We start from the raw sequence: 13,614 nt of genomic DNA on the forward strand, positions 1-13,614 counted from the left end.
CTCTAAGGAGGAGACTCCTGTGAAAAGTACTCGACTGCAAAAAATGATCGTAGGAATCGTTGTGATCTTTATCGGGGTCAAATTGCTTTTGGGCAGTATTGGTCTAATCCCCTTTAGCGTATGGGACCTATGGCCGTTGTTGATCATCTATTTTGGCTGGCGGTTCTGGTTGAGACAGCGCCGGATTCTAGGCGGCATTTTGTTGGGATGGGGCGGCCTGCTTGCACTGGAAGAATGGTTCTATATCAGCGTAGATGATGCGATCGGTCTGCTGGTCGCGGTGGGGCTGGTTTATCTTGGCTTTCGTCTCATCCGCTCCCGTCGCGATGCAGAATCGGAATATTGCGAGCAGGAACCGGAGGCGGCGGCTGCCGTAAACGAGGCGGAAACGCCCCGAGGCAGGGCGTACCAGAAACAGCGTGGCACCTGGTGGAAAGGAGAGCATCGCACGTTCCAGGAAGCAGAACGAGTGTGGAAGAGTTATCGGGAGAAGGGCAAAGCTTACTGGCAAACAGGGAAGCGGCACGATAGCGACCAGACGGCCAATCGCCATCGGATGCGGTTTGAATCGCCTTTTGAACCAGGCCATGTCTTTTCTCCCCATGAGTCGCGCAGTTCGCTGATCGGTGATTTTCATCTCACGTCTGGACGCTTCGAATTGCGGGATCTACACATCTGGCACGGCGTGGGTGATGTGAAAATCGATTTGTCACGGGCTTTGATTCTGGAGGAAGAGACGTTTCTGCTGGTCAACGGTTGGGTCGGCGATGTCACGATCTACGTGCCGGTTGACTTGGCCGTCTCCGTCGCCGCAGAGGTCACGATCGGCGATATCGACGTATTTGGACATCGCCAAGGCGGCATCAATCGACAGGTTGTGATGAAATCGCAAGACTACGATGACACGTCCCGCAAGGTAAAAATCATCGTTTCGCTTATCGTCGGCGATATCGATGTGAGGTACATCTAAGGAGGTGTGGCTCACGTGAATCGTCAGACGAAACTTAGCAGCATTCAATGGCAGTACGTGAGGCAGGGCTGGGCGCTGGCGGGTGTGATCGTCGTCGTCCTCTTTGCTGCTTTTCTTTTCATCGTTAACTTTTTGCAGAATGAACCTTCGCTGCGTGTTTGGCTGCTTACCTATCTCGGGATCACCTTTCCAGCCGCGATCGACTGGACCACGTACATTGTGCTCTTTGTATTTTCCTTGCTACTGGCTTCCGTGATCGGAGTGATCAGCGGCTATGTGATCGGCAACCTGCTCAAAAAACGGATGAACACACTGGCGCAGGCGGCGATGAATCTGGAGCGCGGGCAGCTCTCCTACCGGGTGCCGGAACTGGGCGATGATGAGCTGGGGGAGATCGCTTGGCAGTTTAACCGGCTTGCCGCCAAGTGGGAAGAACAAGTGGCTTCATTGCAGCGCTTGTCCAATCAAAAAGCGTTACTGGGCGAACAAGTACGGCAAGCAGCCGTCCTCGAAGAGCGGCAGCGGCTGGCTCGCGAGCTGCACGATGCTGTGAGCCAGCAGTTGTTCGCCATCGCGATGTCGACGGCTGCGATTAAACGGCTGATCGACAGCAACCCGCTGCGGGCAGGTCAGCAGATTGAACTGGTCGAGGAGATGGCAGCGGCTGCGCAGGCGGAGATGCGTGCCCTGCTGCTTCACCTCCGTCCAGCCACTCTGCAGGATAAGACACTTCGTGATGCGATCGTGGAGTTGCTGGAAGAACTGTGCCAAAAGCATCCGCTGGAGATCCATTGGGAGATCGAAGAGGTGGACGGCCTCCCCAGCGGAATCGAAGATCATCTGTTCCGCATATTGCAGGAAGCACTCTCCAACAGTCTGCGCCATGCGGGTGCGAAGAAAATCGAAGTAAAACTGTTTGTCTTGAATAACCAGGTGCGTCTGAGAATCGCCGATGATGGAGCAGGCTTCAATCCTGACGGGGAAAAAATGACCTCCTATGGGCTGATCTCCATGCGTGAGCGGGTTGCGGAAGTAGGAGGCACGCTGGATGTATATACCGCAGTCGGCAAAGGAACGCAAATCGAAGTGATTGTTCCCTTGATGACGGAAGCTGATGGTGAAGGAGAGGAGTCGGGTGATGATGATCCGGGTTATGTTGGTAGATGACCATGAGATGGTGCGAATGGGGTTGGCTGCTTATCTATCCACCGAAGAGGATATTGAGCTGGTTGCGGAGGCGTCAAGCGGTGAGGAAGGTGTGAAACTGGCTCAAGAACTGAAGCCGGATGTCATCTTGATGGATCTGGTGATGGACGGCATCGGTGGTGTGGAGGCGACACGCAGAGTGCGGGAGGTATGTCCTTCCTGCAAGGTGATCGTACTCACCAGTTTTATCGACGATGAAAAAGTGTATCCGGTCATCGAAGCAGGAGCGTTCAGCTACTTGCTGAAAACGTCCCGCGCATCGGAGATTGCCCGAGCAATCCGCGCCGCCTACAATGGAGAACCGGTGCTGGAATCGCGCGTCGCCAGCAAGATCATGGCTCGCTTTCGGCATGGACAGGCTCCTGCTCTCCATGAACAGCTCACACCACGCGAATTGGAAGTGCTCCGTCTGATCGGGCAGGGCAAATCCAATCAGGAGATCGCCGATGAACTGATCATCGGGATCAAGACGGTCAAAACCCATGTCAGCAATATTTTATCCAAGTTGGGTGTGGAGGATCGTACGCAGGCTGCCATCTACGTTCACAAGCACAACCTCATCTGACCTGAACCGTTTGATTGGTTTTTTTGCATAGTGGAAAGGCTAGTAACCATACATCGAGAAAAGGGGGAGCACAATGAAAAGGAGGGGCAGGGACGACCTGAGGGCTAATCAGCTCGCAGCCGATCTGGGGATTGATATCATCGGAGACGTCCATGCCTGCTGGGACGAGTTTATCCAGTTGATTGGCCAACTGGGCTATCAGCAGGATCAGACCGACGGATTATATCGCCACCCAGCCGGACGCAAGCTGCTGTCGATTGGCGATATTACCAGCCGCGGACCCAAGTCGATTCCCATGCTGAAGTTTTTCATCAAACACGTGAAAGCAGGGTTGGCCGAGATGACCGACAGCAACCACGGATGGAAAATCGCCCGCTGGCTGGACGGACGGCAAGTAAGCCTGAAGCACGGCGACGAAAAAGTGTCTGCTGAGTTTGCGGACTTTGAGCGCCAATTCGGGGCGGAGGCGCTCCGGCAGCTTCAAGAACAGAGTCGCTGGCTGTTGATCACAGCTCCTTCTCACATCCTGCTGACGGTTGATGGCGAGGTACGGGCGGTCGCTGTTCACGCCGGGATTCGCGATGAGTACATCGGCCAATCCTCACCTGCCGTACAGAACTTCTGCCGGTACGGTGACGTAGCCGGGATGGCGGCAGACGGCCGCCCGATCCGCAGGGATTGGACCGAAGCGAAGCAGAGTCCGCTCACCATCGTCTGGGGACATGATCCGCGTCCGGAGCCGGAGCGTAAGCGAGGAGCGATCAACATCGACCAGGGATGTGTCTTTGGCGGTATGCTGACAGCCTACCGATTCCCGGAGGACGAGCTGGTCAGCGTACCGGCCAAAGAAAATTACTCTGGAGAGATAGAGACTCCGCTGACTCGTTACGCAAAAAAGAAGAGAGCCTCATCAGCTCCCGATCATACATAGGGATTGATATTATCTGAATTGCGATTTGGGGAGAGGAGCGATTCGTCCTCCGTCTCCGGGTCCGTGGATCGTTTTTGGCCGACAGCATTTTTTATCTTCTCCCGGTAGAGCTGCCACTGTTCCCGTGTGTTTTTATTGGTGGAATAGATCCCGATAGCGGCAAGGCCGGCAGCCAGACCCTCTGATAGAGCAGTTCGCCAGTTGAACAAGTCAGGCTGCAGCCCCCACTCGGTGGTGATGTGCAGCCCCACGATCAGCAGGAGAGCAATCCACCCGCGCAGTTTTCTGGGAATACCGAGCCACCTAGACAGAGTAGCCGTACCAGACAGCGCAATCGCCACGATCGCCGCTAGATCAAGGGTCATCTGCATGTTCGCATTGCCTCCATCGTTTACGAGTTGCCTCGCAGTTTTTCATAGAAGCGGCGCAGTACGACTGCTTCTGCCCACAGAGGCAACGGCTGATCGATCTGGCTGCGCCAATCGGCGCTAGTCAGAAGCCCCTGTTCATACAGCCAATCGACTCCCTCTCTTTTCCAATCAGGGAGCGAATCCCAATTGACAGGAGTACCGTTTGGCGGGTTGGGGGCTGGCGTATCCGATCCGCTCGGTGGGCGATACGTCTTTCCGGTATGCTCACAGAAGCCGCGTACGACTGCCTCTGACAGAGCCTCCCAATCGGTATCGATCTTTTGGGCGTCAAGTGGGTTGTCGGCAAATCCGTATTCGAGGATCACCGTCTCCACTTTTCCGGTTTCACGGTGCATGTAGTAGTAGTCAAGGCGGGGATTACCGGGATAGGCGCGGGTGAAGACGCGGCGTCTCGGCATCCCGACAGCTTCCAGTTGATCTAATAACGTGCTGGGCAGGGCCGCTGTGGCGTAGATGGAGTAAATCGCCTCTGCCCCACGTCCGCCGCCGGTATTGATATGGTTGGAGATGCAGTAGTCAGCGTCGCTGCTCCGCACAATCTCAGCGCGCGTCTCACTGTCCAACGTAATATCTTCTGTGCGGGTTATCGCTACCTCGATGCCTAACTCTTGAAACCGTCGGTACTGGTAAAGCGAGATATCCAGCACCATCTTCTTTTCCGTAAACAGCTGGTTGCTTCCACCACCAGGGTCAATTCCTCCGTGACCGGGATCAATGATCAACAAAGGAGCCATATCGATCACCTCATCAATAGTTATATGTTTTTAGTGATCAGTGTGTCCCAACTGTTGCCCCCATCAGGAAAAACCGACATGGACGGCAGCAGTGATTATGGTACAATGGACGTGAAAAAGAAAGCGGCTGCGTTTTGGAAAACGTAAGCGCGTTTTATCAAAAAGGGTGGTATACAAGCATGATGGATTGGATCATACCGGTTCTGACCCTGATCGTCGGACTGATTGGCGGTTTTTTCGGGGGTACGTATTATCTGCGCAAACAGTTGAGCAACATGCAGATGGATGAGAAACAGCTGCAGGCAATGGCCCGTTCGATGGGGATGAACCTGAATCAGAAACAGTTGAAGCAAATGCAGCGCAACATGAAGAATATGAAGATGCCAAACAAATTTCCAAAATAGCCGGGAGGGAGTGCGATGGGCCCTACCCGTTTGCGTTATACGATGATTGGTTTTATCGTTGGTGTTGTCATTGTGTACCTGGAAGCTCTGCCGACTGGCGTGCGCTTTGCCGCCCCTTTTTACGGGGCAGGCCTCGGTCTGTTAATCGACAACATGATTGTACGGATAAAGCAGAAGCGAGGGAAAGACGAATAGGTAGAAAAAGCATCCCGCACTTTCAGAGGATGGGAAGTGCACTTCCTATAGTGGACAGGGGCAAAACGACCGTCTGTTATGGATGGTCACTGCCACCATAGGAGCGGGTGCTTTTCGTTTTTGGTATGAGTAAAATAGCGGAGCAAGGATGAAAAAAACGTATCACTTTGAGCACAAGTTGAGCACAAGGCAGCCAGCTCTTGCATTGAACTGCAGGGTATGGCTGCCTCTGTAGAGAATGAGGAGACAAATAACATGACAGAACTGATCGCTGTCGCCTTAATCACTGTTCTGGCAACTATCAGCCCCGGCCCGGACTTTGCAATGGTTACACGGAATAGCTATCTATATGGCAGAAAGCCCGGTTTGCTTGCCGCACTAGGCATAGCACTTGGAGTGCAGCTGCATGTTTTTTATACGGTATTGGGAGTAGGGGTGATCATCTCACAATCTGTTGCCCTGTTTACTCTGATCAAGGTGGTAGGGGCGATCTACCTTATCTATATGGGATGGAAAACGTTTTTCAACAGATCGAAGCTGACGATCGATCTGCAGGGTAGCTCGACAGCCTCAGCTTTTTCCTCGTTTAGAACAGGCTTTTTGACAAATGCGTTAAACCCCAAAACAACCTTGTTTGTAGTGAGTACCTATACTCAGGTGGTTGGTCCTGATACGCCGTTATCGACCCAGTTTGCTTACGGGCTGTTTATCTCGCTTGTGCATCTGGTATGGTTCGGGACAGTTGCCGTCTTTTTTTCTCAGGAGCGGTTTCGTGTCAAGATGATTCAATATCAGCACATTGTAGACAAACTGATTGGTACCGTTTTGGTAGGACTAGGCATATCTCTCTCGTTTGCAAATATTCCTCATTGATGACCTGTTCATAAGAATACCAGTTCATACACGATTTTGCCCATCAGCGAAAGCGATACAAGTAGAAACAGCGGCCGGACATAGCGAACCCCCGTCTTGATCGCCATCCGGGCTCCTAATGCTGCTCCTGCCAACATGGCTGCCCCCATCACCATCCCGATCAGCAGCATCACCTGACCTTCCCAGAGGAACAGCAAGAGAGCTCCGATGTTGCTGGCGAGATTCAAGATCCGACCGTTGCCCGCTGCGGTGACGAAATCATAGCCGAACAAAAGCACCATCATAAAGATAAAAAAGGATCCCGTACCCGGTCCAAAAAATCCGTCATAAAATCCGATCACAAAAGTGAGCGGAATGCCCCAGCCGAGCGACAGGCGTGTCAATCCTGTAAATCGCGACTCTGTTCCGAATCGTTTGTTGACCAAGGTGTAGACAAAGATCGCAGCCATCATGACGACGACCAGCACGGACAATACCGCTTGCGGGATGAACAGGACTGTCTTTGCTCCAAGTATGGAACCGACAAACGACACCGGGAAAAGCAGCAGCATCAGCTTCCGGTCAAACTTGCCCTGAGCGATAAAAGTAGCAGAACTTGTCGCCGAGGAGATCGTACCAGCTAGCTTATTGGTGCCAAGTGCAAGATAGGGAGGGATGCCAAGGCCGAGCAGTGCGGGCAGGGAGATCAGACCGCCACCCCCGACGCAACTGTCGATGAATGCGGCGATGAAGCCCCAAAAAGCAAGCAAGATAATAGTGGAGAGTTCTAGTTCCAACGTTGGGTCACCTGATTTCTGTATGATTAGATGATTGATATTCCATAAGTCTAGCACGATGGGTTACAATTGCAGGGGTATAGGATCCACATTGTTCGGCAAAACTACTCGTTGGGCAAATGCTGTGGTGAAGACACGCGGTAAACTTTTTCTTTTCAATACTTTAACAACAGATTTGTTGTGTTAGTTCGTAGATTGGTTTATAATATGTATTGGAAACGAAATACCATAGTACATAAGGAGGAATTGAGATGGCTCATCAACTGCCACCACTGCCCTATGCTTTTGACGCACTGGAACCGCATATCGATGCACAAACGATGGAGATCCACCACGATCGCCACCACGCCACATACGTAAACAATCTGAACGCTGCATTGGAAGGTCAGGCTGACCTGCAGTCCAAATCAATCGAAGATCTGATCGGCAACCTGGATGCCGTTCCGGAATCGATCCGCACTGCCGTTCGCAACAACGGTGGCGGACACGCTAACCACACCTTGTTCTGGGAAATCCTCAGTCCAAATGGTGGGGGTGCTCCGAGCGGCGCACTGGCTGACGCGATCAATGCCGCGTTCGGCAGCTTCGACAACTTCAAAGCCGAGTTCGCCAAAGCGGCTACCACTCGTTTCGGCTCCGGCTGGGCCTGGTTGGTTGTTGACAATGGCAAACTGGCCGTTACCTCTACGCCAAACCAAGACAGCCCGCTGATGGAAGGCAAGACGCCGATTCTCGGACTGGACGTATGGGAGCACGCTTACTACCTGAAGTATCAAAACAAGCGTCCTGACTACATCGGCGCTTTCTGGAATGTCGTCAACTGGGACGAAGTGAGCAAGCGCTTCGAAGCTGCTCGCTAACATGACAAGGTAAAGAGTGATGTAAAGCACCGTATGCAAATCCTGCTGCGGTGCTTTTCTCATGTCGTTCTCGTCGCCAGTCGAGCTATGGGCCCTGCCCACTAAGGATTGGCGTAGGGAATGGCAAACCGTTCATCAGATCGACAAAAATAAATGGCTCGCTTGAGTCATGACATTTCTTCCCCGCCCGCTTATACTCCCTAGCAGGAACGATGCGTGTCTACGCAATCATGGGAGGGAGACGACTCATGTTCGCATCTACAGTACGCGATGAGGAGAAAAAGAGAGATCAAGGGGATCAAAGGTGGTTGTATACAGCCGTCTGGCGCTGGCATTTCTACGCTGGCATTATTTTTGCTCCGTTCATTATTATGCTGGCCGTGACGGGAGCGATTTACCTGTTTAAGCCGCAGATCGAAGACTGGATGTATCAAGATTTATACTACGTTCAGGACGGTCAGCAGCAATTGACGCCCTCCCAACAAATAGCTGCCGTCCGCGAGGCTTATCCCGGTGCTGAGATAGCCAGCTACAAGCCCGGTTTCGCAGCTGGTCGCACATCCGAGGTGGGACTTCAGGATGGAACAGATTCGCTCACTGTTTTCGTCAATCCGTATGATGGCCAGATTGTGGGGCAGTTAGCCGATGCAGATCGACTGATGGGAGAGATAGAACGACTGCACGGAGAGTTGATGATCGGCACTGTGGGTGATCGGATGGTGGAATTAGCGGCCTGCTGGGCGATGATCCTGCTTGTCACCGGGATCTATCTCTGGTGGCCACGTGATCAAAAAGCGCTGTTGGGGACGATCCTTCCGCGACTTAACAAGGGAGGACGAACGTTATGGCGTGACCTGCATGCTGTGACGGCGTTCTGGCTGTCCGCATTTGTTGCCTTATTGATTTTGACAGGTCTGCCCTGGTCAGGGGTGCTGGGAGAAAAAATCAATCAACTGGCCACGGCGACCAATACCGGCTATCCGCCCTTCGCTACGGCCTGGGGCCCTAAGCCGGAATCGGTCATACCGGCCAAAGAAATAGCGGAGGTGCCGTGGGCGGCGGAGCAGCTTCCGGTACCTGTATCCACAGTCGCGAACGAAACGCTGCCGCTGGAGGATGTGATCCGCATTGCGGAGGAGAGAGGCGTGCATCCGGGTTACACCATTACCTACCCGGAGGGGGAACACGGGGTCTACACCGTATCCGTATCATCGGATAGACCGGAAGATGAGGCGACACTGCACATTGATCAGTATAGCGGCAGTGTGTTGTCCGATTTGCGCTTCGTTGATTACGGCATCATGGCGAAGGCGATTGCGATTGGGATCGCTTTGCACGAAGGACACTATTTTGGCTTCTGGAATCAATTGATTGGATTGCTTACTTGTATAGGACTGGTCGCAGTCGTCATCAGTGGTATGATCATGTGGTGGAAGCGGCGCCCATCTGGAAAACTGGGGGCACCAACCGTGCCAAGGGACTATCGGGTGGCCAGATGGGTTTGTGTGATCATCTTATTGCTAGGGATCGTATTGCCGCTCGCAGGCATCTCGATTGTAGTCGCGCTTCTTTTAGACTATTATGTAATCAGCAAGTTCCCTAAGATCAAGCAATGGGTTGGTTAAAGATGATTCGGTCCAGACTGATCTGACTTCCTGCTTGCCGCAGTCATCATCGCCAAAAAAAGCAGGGGTCAACGGAGCAGTGTATGATTGTACACGAGGGAGAGGGATGGGACGTGAACGAGAGAGTGAGTGTAAGTAGCGGTTCTCCATGGGAGCCGGTCGTCGGGTACTGTAGAGCGATTCGTGTCGGCAATCGGATCGAGGTGGCTGGTACGACGGCGATGAGAGATGGTGAGGTGGTTGGCGTCGGTGATGCCTATGAACAGACCAAACAGATTATCAAAACAATAGAAGAAGCTTTGCAGAAGCTTGGCGGTTCTTTGGCCGATGTGGTTCGGACGAGAATGTTTGTCACAGATATCGCCAGATGGGAAGAGATTGGGCGGGCACACGGAGAGTTTTTCAAAGAGATTAAACCGGTAGCCACAATGGTTGAGGTGAAAGCGCTGATAGATCCCAGACTTCTCGTCGAGATGGAGGCAGAAGCGATTGTGAGCAGTGAATGAGTGAGTGAACGAAAAACGCCTTTGTCAAGCGATTGCTTGACAAAGGCGTCAAGGTAGATGGGCTCCGCTTCCGTGCTGAGATCCAATCACATTTATGGTGACTTAGTTTCTGCTTTGTCCATTATCTCGTTCTTTATAGGCTACCACGCGCAAGCGTCTGTAGTCACCCACCCAGTTTCTCTCCATATAGAGCTTTGGCCGCAGCTTATCCGCGATCTTGCGGTAGGCTGCTGCTTTTTCCTTGGCAGAAAAATCATAAAAAAACGGGTCGGCAAAAGAGTCGAGCCAGTCAGCAATCGCGTCCGATTCTGTTCCAAGCGGTGTTGGCCTCTCAAACAGGCAGGCATAAGCAACCGTAAATCCCCTTTGTTCCAGCAGTGTACTGTATTCGGCAATACTGGGAAAGTACCATGGATGACGTTGCCAGGCATCTATACCGTAATCGGCAAGTACCTCCGTAATACCAGCAACAATCGTTTGTACATTTCCCTTTCCGCCAAATTCCGCCACGAAGCGCCCACCAGGCCGCAGGGCGAGCCAGATGCTATCGATGACGTCGGCCGGTCGCTTCATCCAGTGCAGAGCGGCATTGGAAAAGACGGCATCGAAGCTCTGCTCTGTCCGGTAGGTTTCTGCATTTGCCACAGCAAAGCAGAGTGATGGATATTTGTCACGTGCCTGCCGGATCATCTCGTCAGAAAGGTCGATCCCCACAGGGAGAGCGCCTGCATCAGCAATCGCTGCCGTCAAGTCGCCTGTACCGCATCCTAGATCAAGTACGGATTCACCGGCTTGGACAGCGAGAAAGTCGAGCACTCCTTTCCCCAACTCTGAGACAAATCCCATCTTGGTATCGTACAGTTCTGCGTTCCACCGATTGGTTGAATACTGCGCCATCTTCGCTCGCCTCCATCATTTGGTCTGATTTCATTGTAAGCAACGAAGAGGTTATAAGTCTAATCTATAAATATTATTGTTGTGATAGGTATTTTCTATATATAGAGAACTTCCTGCGGATGTACCATTCGGCAACAAACAGGTTGGGCAGCCAGCACAGCCAGGAAATCCAAGTGTAGTAGGTCTCATATGGCGCCAAACCAAATGTGACGATGGACAGCGGCAAATAGATGCGCAATGTGATGGCGGCGCAGGTAAGGGCAAAATTGCGAATCATCCACTTCCTGTGTTCCTGGACGTTAGCAGCGCGTATGTGCTGAAGCCCTCGCCAAGCTGTCCACATCCAGAGCAGGGACAAGGCTGCGAAGCCCATACCTGCAAACCAACCGCCAGTGGCGAAGAAGGCAAGGTAAAGACCGGACAAGCCACCTCCCCCGATGCAGAGCATATACAGCATCCCCAAACGACGGTGCAAACCGGGAAATCGTTTGCGCAACCCGCCGATGAACTGGAAGGGACCTGTCATAATGGCGAGCGAGGAACAAAAGACATGAATGTACAAGAAGAGATACCACGTTTGGTCGAGTACTTCCCCCAGCGACAGTTTTGTTGCGATCATGGGTGCCGGTTCACTCGCAAAGGTATAAACCATGATCGAATACAAGCCGACCAGGAAGGAGAAACAGGCTACTATCCAAAACGCTGCAGTGTAACGCTTGCCCACCGTCTTCATCTGATTCCCTCCGCTTCCTCCATATCGTATCGACGCTACACAGACGCGAACAGCCCCCGTATTTGCGTTTCAATCAGGGATTCGATCAACTCTTCGCGGTCATCTACCCAAGGGAAATCATCAAATGTGACCAACAGGGAGGTGATTCCGTGCACGGCAGCCCATAACAGTTGGCTGGTTTGTTGCAGGTCGATATGGCCTGATCCTTTTTCCGCTATCGCCTGCTCTACCAGCCTGGCCAAGAGGGCAAACCCCCTGTGCCGGTCGGTCTCGCAATCTTCGAAGGGCTGTCTCCGCTCAAGGTCCTCAATGAAGATTAGTTTGTAGTAATCGGCATGCTCCAGTCCGAAGCGCGTATAGGCTCGCAAAGCAGAACGCAGTTGATGCACGCTATCGCTGCCTGTGTCTGCCTCCTCTTGAACCGCAGTGTCTAGGTACTGATAAAAGAGGGCGTATCCCTGCTTTAACAGGTGGTGTAAGATCTCTTCCTTGTCGCGAAAATAGTTGTAAATGGTCGTAGGCGAGTATTCGATCTTCTGCGCGATTTTTCGGATCGAGACGTGAGCATAGCCTTCATGGATAAACAATTCGGTCGCTGCATCAATGATTTTCTTCTTGATCTCCTCAATCTCCCGTTGGCGCCTGTCTGCGCTGCCCATATGAAGTGCTCCTTCCTTAAAACGTCGTTCACAAAATGAACGATGTATAATAAGTGAACGATGTTAATCACTTCTCTTACCATACCGCTGTCTACGAACAATGTCAACGGTGGAAATATGAAGTTCACCTGATCGCTGTTGCCCATCCGAGGGGGCACATGGGACGAAACGAACGAGCAGCTTTGACCCCCTCCAACATTCTTTCCCCGTCCCTCCAATCCTGACCCGTTACAAAAACGTTTCTCTGGACTAACACGGTGTTTGCTTTTTACGATAATAGAGAAAAGAGTTTTGCAGTTCGGCCAGCGAGAAGCGTGGGCAGGCCAGGAGGCAGGGATGCGGATGGAAGGTCGTCAGTTCGTTGAAGATCGGTTAAAACAAGGGAAGCGAGGAGTCTGGATCAGTATCGTTGTATACGGGCTGTTGGCATGCGCCAAGCTCGGATTTGGATGGTACACCGCTTCCCGTGCGTTGGTCGCGGACGGCTGGAACAGTGCTTCCGATGTCCTTGCCTCACTGGCAATTCTGATCGGGCTGTACGTTGCTGGGAAGCCGGCAGACGACGATCATCGCTATGGACACTTCCGGGCCGAGACGGCGGCAGCCTTGATTGCCGCCCTACTGATGGCGTTTGTGGGAGTTGACCTCTTGCAGGGAACGTTCCAACTGCTTTTGTCTGACCAACCGATGGAAAAGCCGGACCCACTGGCGATTTACGTAGCAGGGGCGAGTGCTTTGGTCATGTACGGGGTCTACCGGATCAATCGCTCCATAGCGGAGAGGACCAATAACCTGGCTGTTCTGGCAGCGGCTTATGACAACCGTTCCGACGCGCTGGTCAGTGCCGGGGCCGCAGTTGGCATTGCTGCGGCTCAGTGGGGGGCGAGCTTGCTGGACCCGATTGTCGCGCTGATCGTCAGCGGGGTGATTCTCAAGACAGCCTGGCAGGTGGGGGCTGAAGCCGTTCACTCGCTGATGGATGGATTTAAAGAAGAGAAGCTGGATGAAATCGCGGAACGGATCGAACAAGTGGAGGGCGTGCGCGAAATCGTCGACCTGCGTGCCCGCTACCACGGCAGTGCGGTACACGTAGACGTCACGATCGGCGTCGATCACCACCTAAATGTGGTGGAAAGCCATTCCCTAACCGAGCAGGTGGAACAGAAGCTGCTCGGATACCAAAACATCCAACGGGTCTACGTACACGTAGAGCCGGCGTTATGGAGACAATCATAATGCACGCATGATG

Annotated in this window: 17 protein-coding genes; 11 read left to right on the plus strand and 6 right to left on the minus strand. The window is 52.7% G+C overall.

Annotated features, from left to right (window positions below; genetic code table 11):
* The first annotated feature begins 19 nt into the window (after positions 1–19).
* From liaF to prpE, 4 genes are all read left to right on the plus strand, one after another.
* Positions 20–970, plus strand: a complete 951-nt coding sequence (liaF, locus tag LOK74_RS01515; RefSeq protein ID WP_230044880.1) for a cell wall-active antibiotics response protein LiaF — start codon at positions 20–22, stop codon at positions 968–970.
* A 15-nt stretch (positions 971–985) separates the two neighbouring features.
* Entirely contained in the window at positions 986–2,137 is a 1,152-nt protein-coding gene (locus tag LOK74_RS01520) for a sensor histidine kinase (RefSeq protein ID WP_230044881.1), read from the plus strand.
* Positions 2,112–2,741, plus strand: a complete 630-nt coding sequence (locus LOK74_RS01525; protein ID WP_230046881.1) for a response regulator — start codon at positions 2,112–2,114, stop codon at positions 2,739–2,741. The genes LOK74_RS01520 and LOK74_RS01525 overlap by 26 nt, the downstream gene beginning before the upstream one ends.
* 73 nt (positions 2,742–2,814) lie before the next feature.
* The gene (gene prpE, locus LOK74_RS01530; RefSeq protein WP_230044883.1) at positions 2,815–3,672 is read left to right on the plus strand and encodes a bis(5'-nucleosyl)-tetraphosphatase PrpE; all 858 of its coding nucleotides are present in this window, start codon (positions 2,815–2,817) and stop codon (positions 3,670–3,672) included.
* Here prpE and LOK74_RS01535 read toward each other — a convergent pair.
* Together LOK74_RS01535 and LOK74_RS01540 are read right to left on the minus strand one after the other, a co-directional pair.
* Positions 3,663–4,043: a hypothetical protein gene (locus tag LOK74_RS01535; RefSeq protein ID WP_230044885.1), complete on the minus strand. Its 381-nt coding sequence runs from the start codon at positions 4,041–4,043 to the stop codon at positions 3,663–3,665. The genes prpE and LOK74_RS01535 overlap by 10 nt on opposite strands.
* Positions 4,044–4,063: 20 nt before the next feature.
* A complete protein-coding gene (locus LOK74_RS01540) occupies positions 4,064–4,837 on the minus strand; it encodes an N-acetylmuramoyl-L-alanine amidase family protein (protein ID WP_230044887.1) in 774 nt (257 codons plus the stop codon).
* Between the two features lie 182 nt (positions 4,838–5,019).
* On the opposite strand from LOK74_RS01540, the gene LOK74_RS01545 reads away from it, so the two are divergent.
* The 3 genes from LOK74_RS01545 (at position 5,020) to LOK74_RS01555 (ending at position 6,309) form a co-directional block, all read left to right on the plus strand.
* A complete protein-coding gene (locus LOK74_RS01545) occupies positions 5,020–5,241 on the plus strand; it encodes a YneF family protein (protein WP_230046882.1) in 222 nt (73 codons plus the stop codon).
* Between the two features lie 15 nt (positions 5,242–5,256).
* Positions 5,257–5,436 carry a hypothetical protein gene (locus tag LOK74_RS01550; RefSeq protein WP_230044888.1) on the plus strand — a complete coding sequence of 60 codons (180 nt, stop codon included), beginning with the start codon at positions 5,257–5,259 and terminating at the stop codon, positions 5,434–5,436.
* Between the two features lie 255 nt (positions 5,437–5,691).
* The gene (locus LOK74_RS01555; protein WP_230044889.1) at positions 5,692–6,309 is read left to right on the plus strand and encodes a LysE family translocator; all 618 of its coding nucleotides are present in this window, start codon (positions 5,692–5,694) and stop codon (positions 6,307–6,309) included.
* An 8-nt stretch (positions 6,310–6,317) separates the two neighbouring features.
* On the opposite strand, the gene LOK74_RS01560 is transcribed toward LOK74_RS01555, so the two are convergent.
* Positions 6,318–7,085, minus strand: a complete 768-nt coding sequence (locus LOK74_RS01560; RefSeq protein WP_230044895.1) for a TSUP family transporter — start codon at positions 7,083–7,085, stop codon at positions 6,318–6,320.
* 251 nt (positions 7,086–7,336) lie between these two features.
* On the opposite strand from LOK74_RS01560, the gene LOK74_RS01565 reads away from it, so the two are divergent.
* The 3 genes from LOK74_RS01565 to LOK74_RS01575 all read left to right on the plus strand — a co-directional run bounded on the left by LOK74_RS01565 (position 7,337) and on the right by LOK74_RS01575 (position 10,076).
* The gene (locus tag LOK74_RS01565; protein ID WP_230044896.1) at positions 7,337–7,945 is read left to right on the plus strand and encodes a superoxide dismutase; all 609 of its coding nucleotides are present in this window, start codon (positions 7,337–7,339) and stop codon (positions 7,943–7,945) included.
* A gap of 248 nt (positions 7,946–8,193) precedes the next feature.
* Complete coding sequence (locus LOK74_RS01570; protein WP_230044897.1) at positions 8,194–9,570, plus strand: PepSY-associated TM helix domain-containing protein; 1,377 nt, start codon at positions 8,194–8,196, stop codon at positions 9,568–9,570.
* A gap of 113 nt (positions 9,571–9,683) precedes the next feature.
* Positions 9,684–10,076 (plus strand): RidA family protein, encoded by a 393-nt coding sequence (locus tag LOK74_RS01575; RefSeq protein ID WP_230044898.1) that lies wholly within the window; start codon positions 9,684–9,686, stop codon positions 10,074–10,076.
* Between the two features lie 102 nt (positions 10,077–10,178).
* On the opposite strand, the gene LOK74_RS01580 is transcribed toward LOK74_RS01575, so the two are convergent.
* From LOK74_RS01580 to LOK74_RS01590, 3 genes are all read right to left on the minus strand, one after another.
* Entirely contained in the window at positions 10,179–10,973 is a 795-nt protein-coding gene (locus LOK74_RS01580; protein WP_230044899.1) for a class I SAM-dependent methyltransferase, read from the minus strand.
* Positions 10,974–11,046: 73 nt separating this feature from the next.
* Positions 11,047–11,706, minus strand: a complete 660-nt coding sequence (locus tag LOK74_RS01585) for a DUF2306 domain-containing protein (RefSeq protein ID WP_230044900.1) — start codon at positions 11,704–11,706, stop codon at positions 11,047–11,049.
* Positions 11,707–11,741: 35 nt separating this feature from the next.
* Positions 11,742–12,365 carry a TetR/AcrR family transcriptional regulator gene (locus LOK74_RS01590; RefSeq protein ID WP_230044901.1) on the minus strand — a complete coding sequence of 208 codons (624 nt, stop codon included), beginning with the start codon at positions 12,363–12,365 and terminating at the stop codon, positions 11,742–11,744.
* 336 nt (positions 12,366–12,701) lie between these two features.
* Between LOK74_RS01590 and LOK74_RS01595 the strand changes: the two genes are divergently transcribed.
* Positions 12,702–13,601 (plus strand): cation diffusion facilitator family transporter, encoded by a 900-nt coding sequence (locus LOK74_RS01595; protein ID WP_230044902.1) that lies wholly within the window; start codon positions 12,702–12,704, stop codon positions 13,599–13,601.
* Positions 13,602–13,614: the final 13 nt, after the last annotated feature.

Source organism: Brevibacillus humidisoli (assembly GCF_020923435.1).
GTDB lineage: Bacteria > Bacillota > Bacilli > Brevibacillales > Brevibacillaceae > Brevibacillus_E > Brevibacillus_E humidisoli.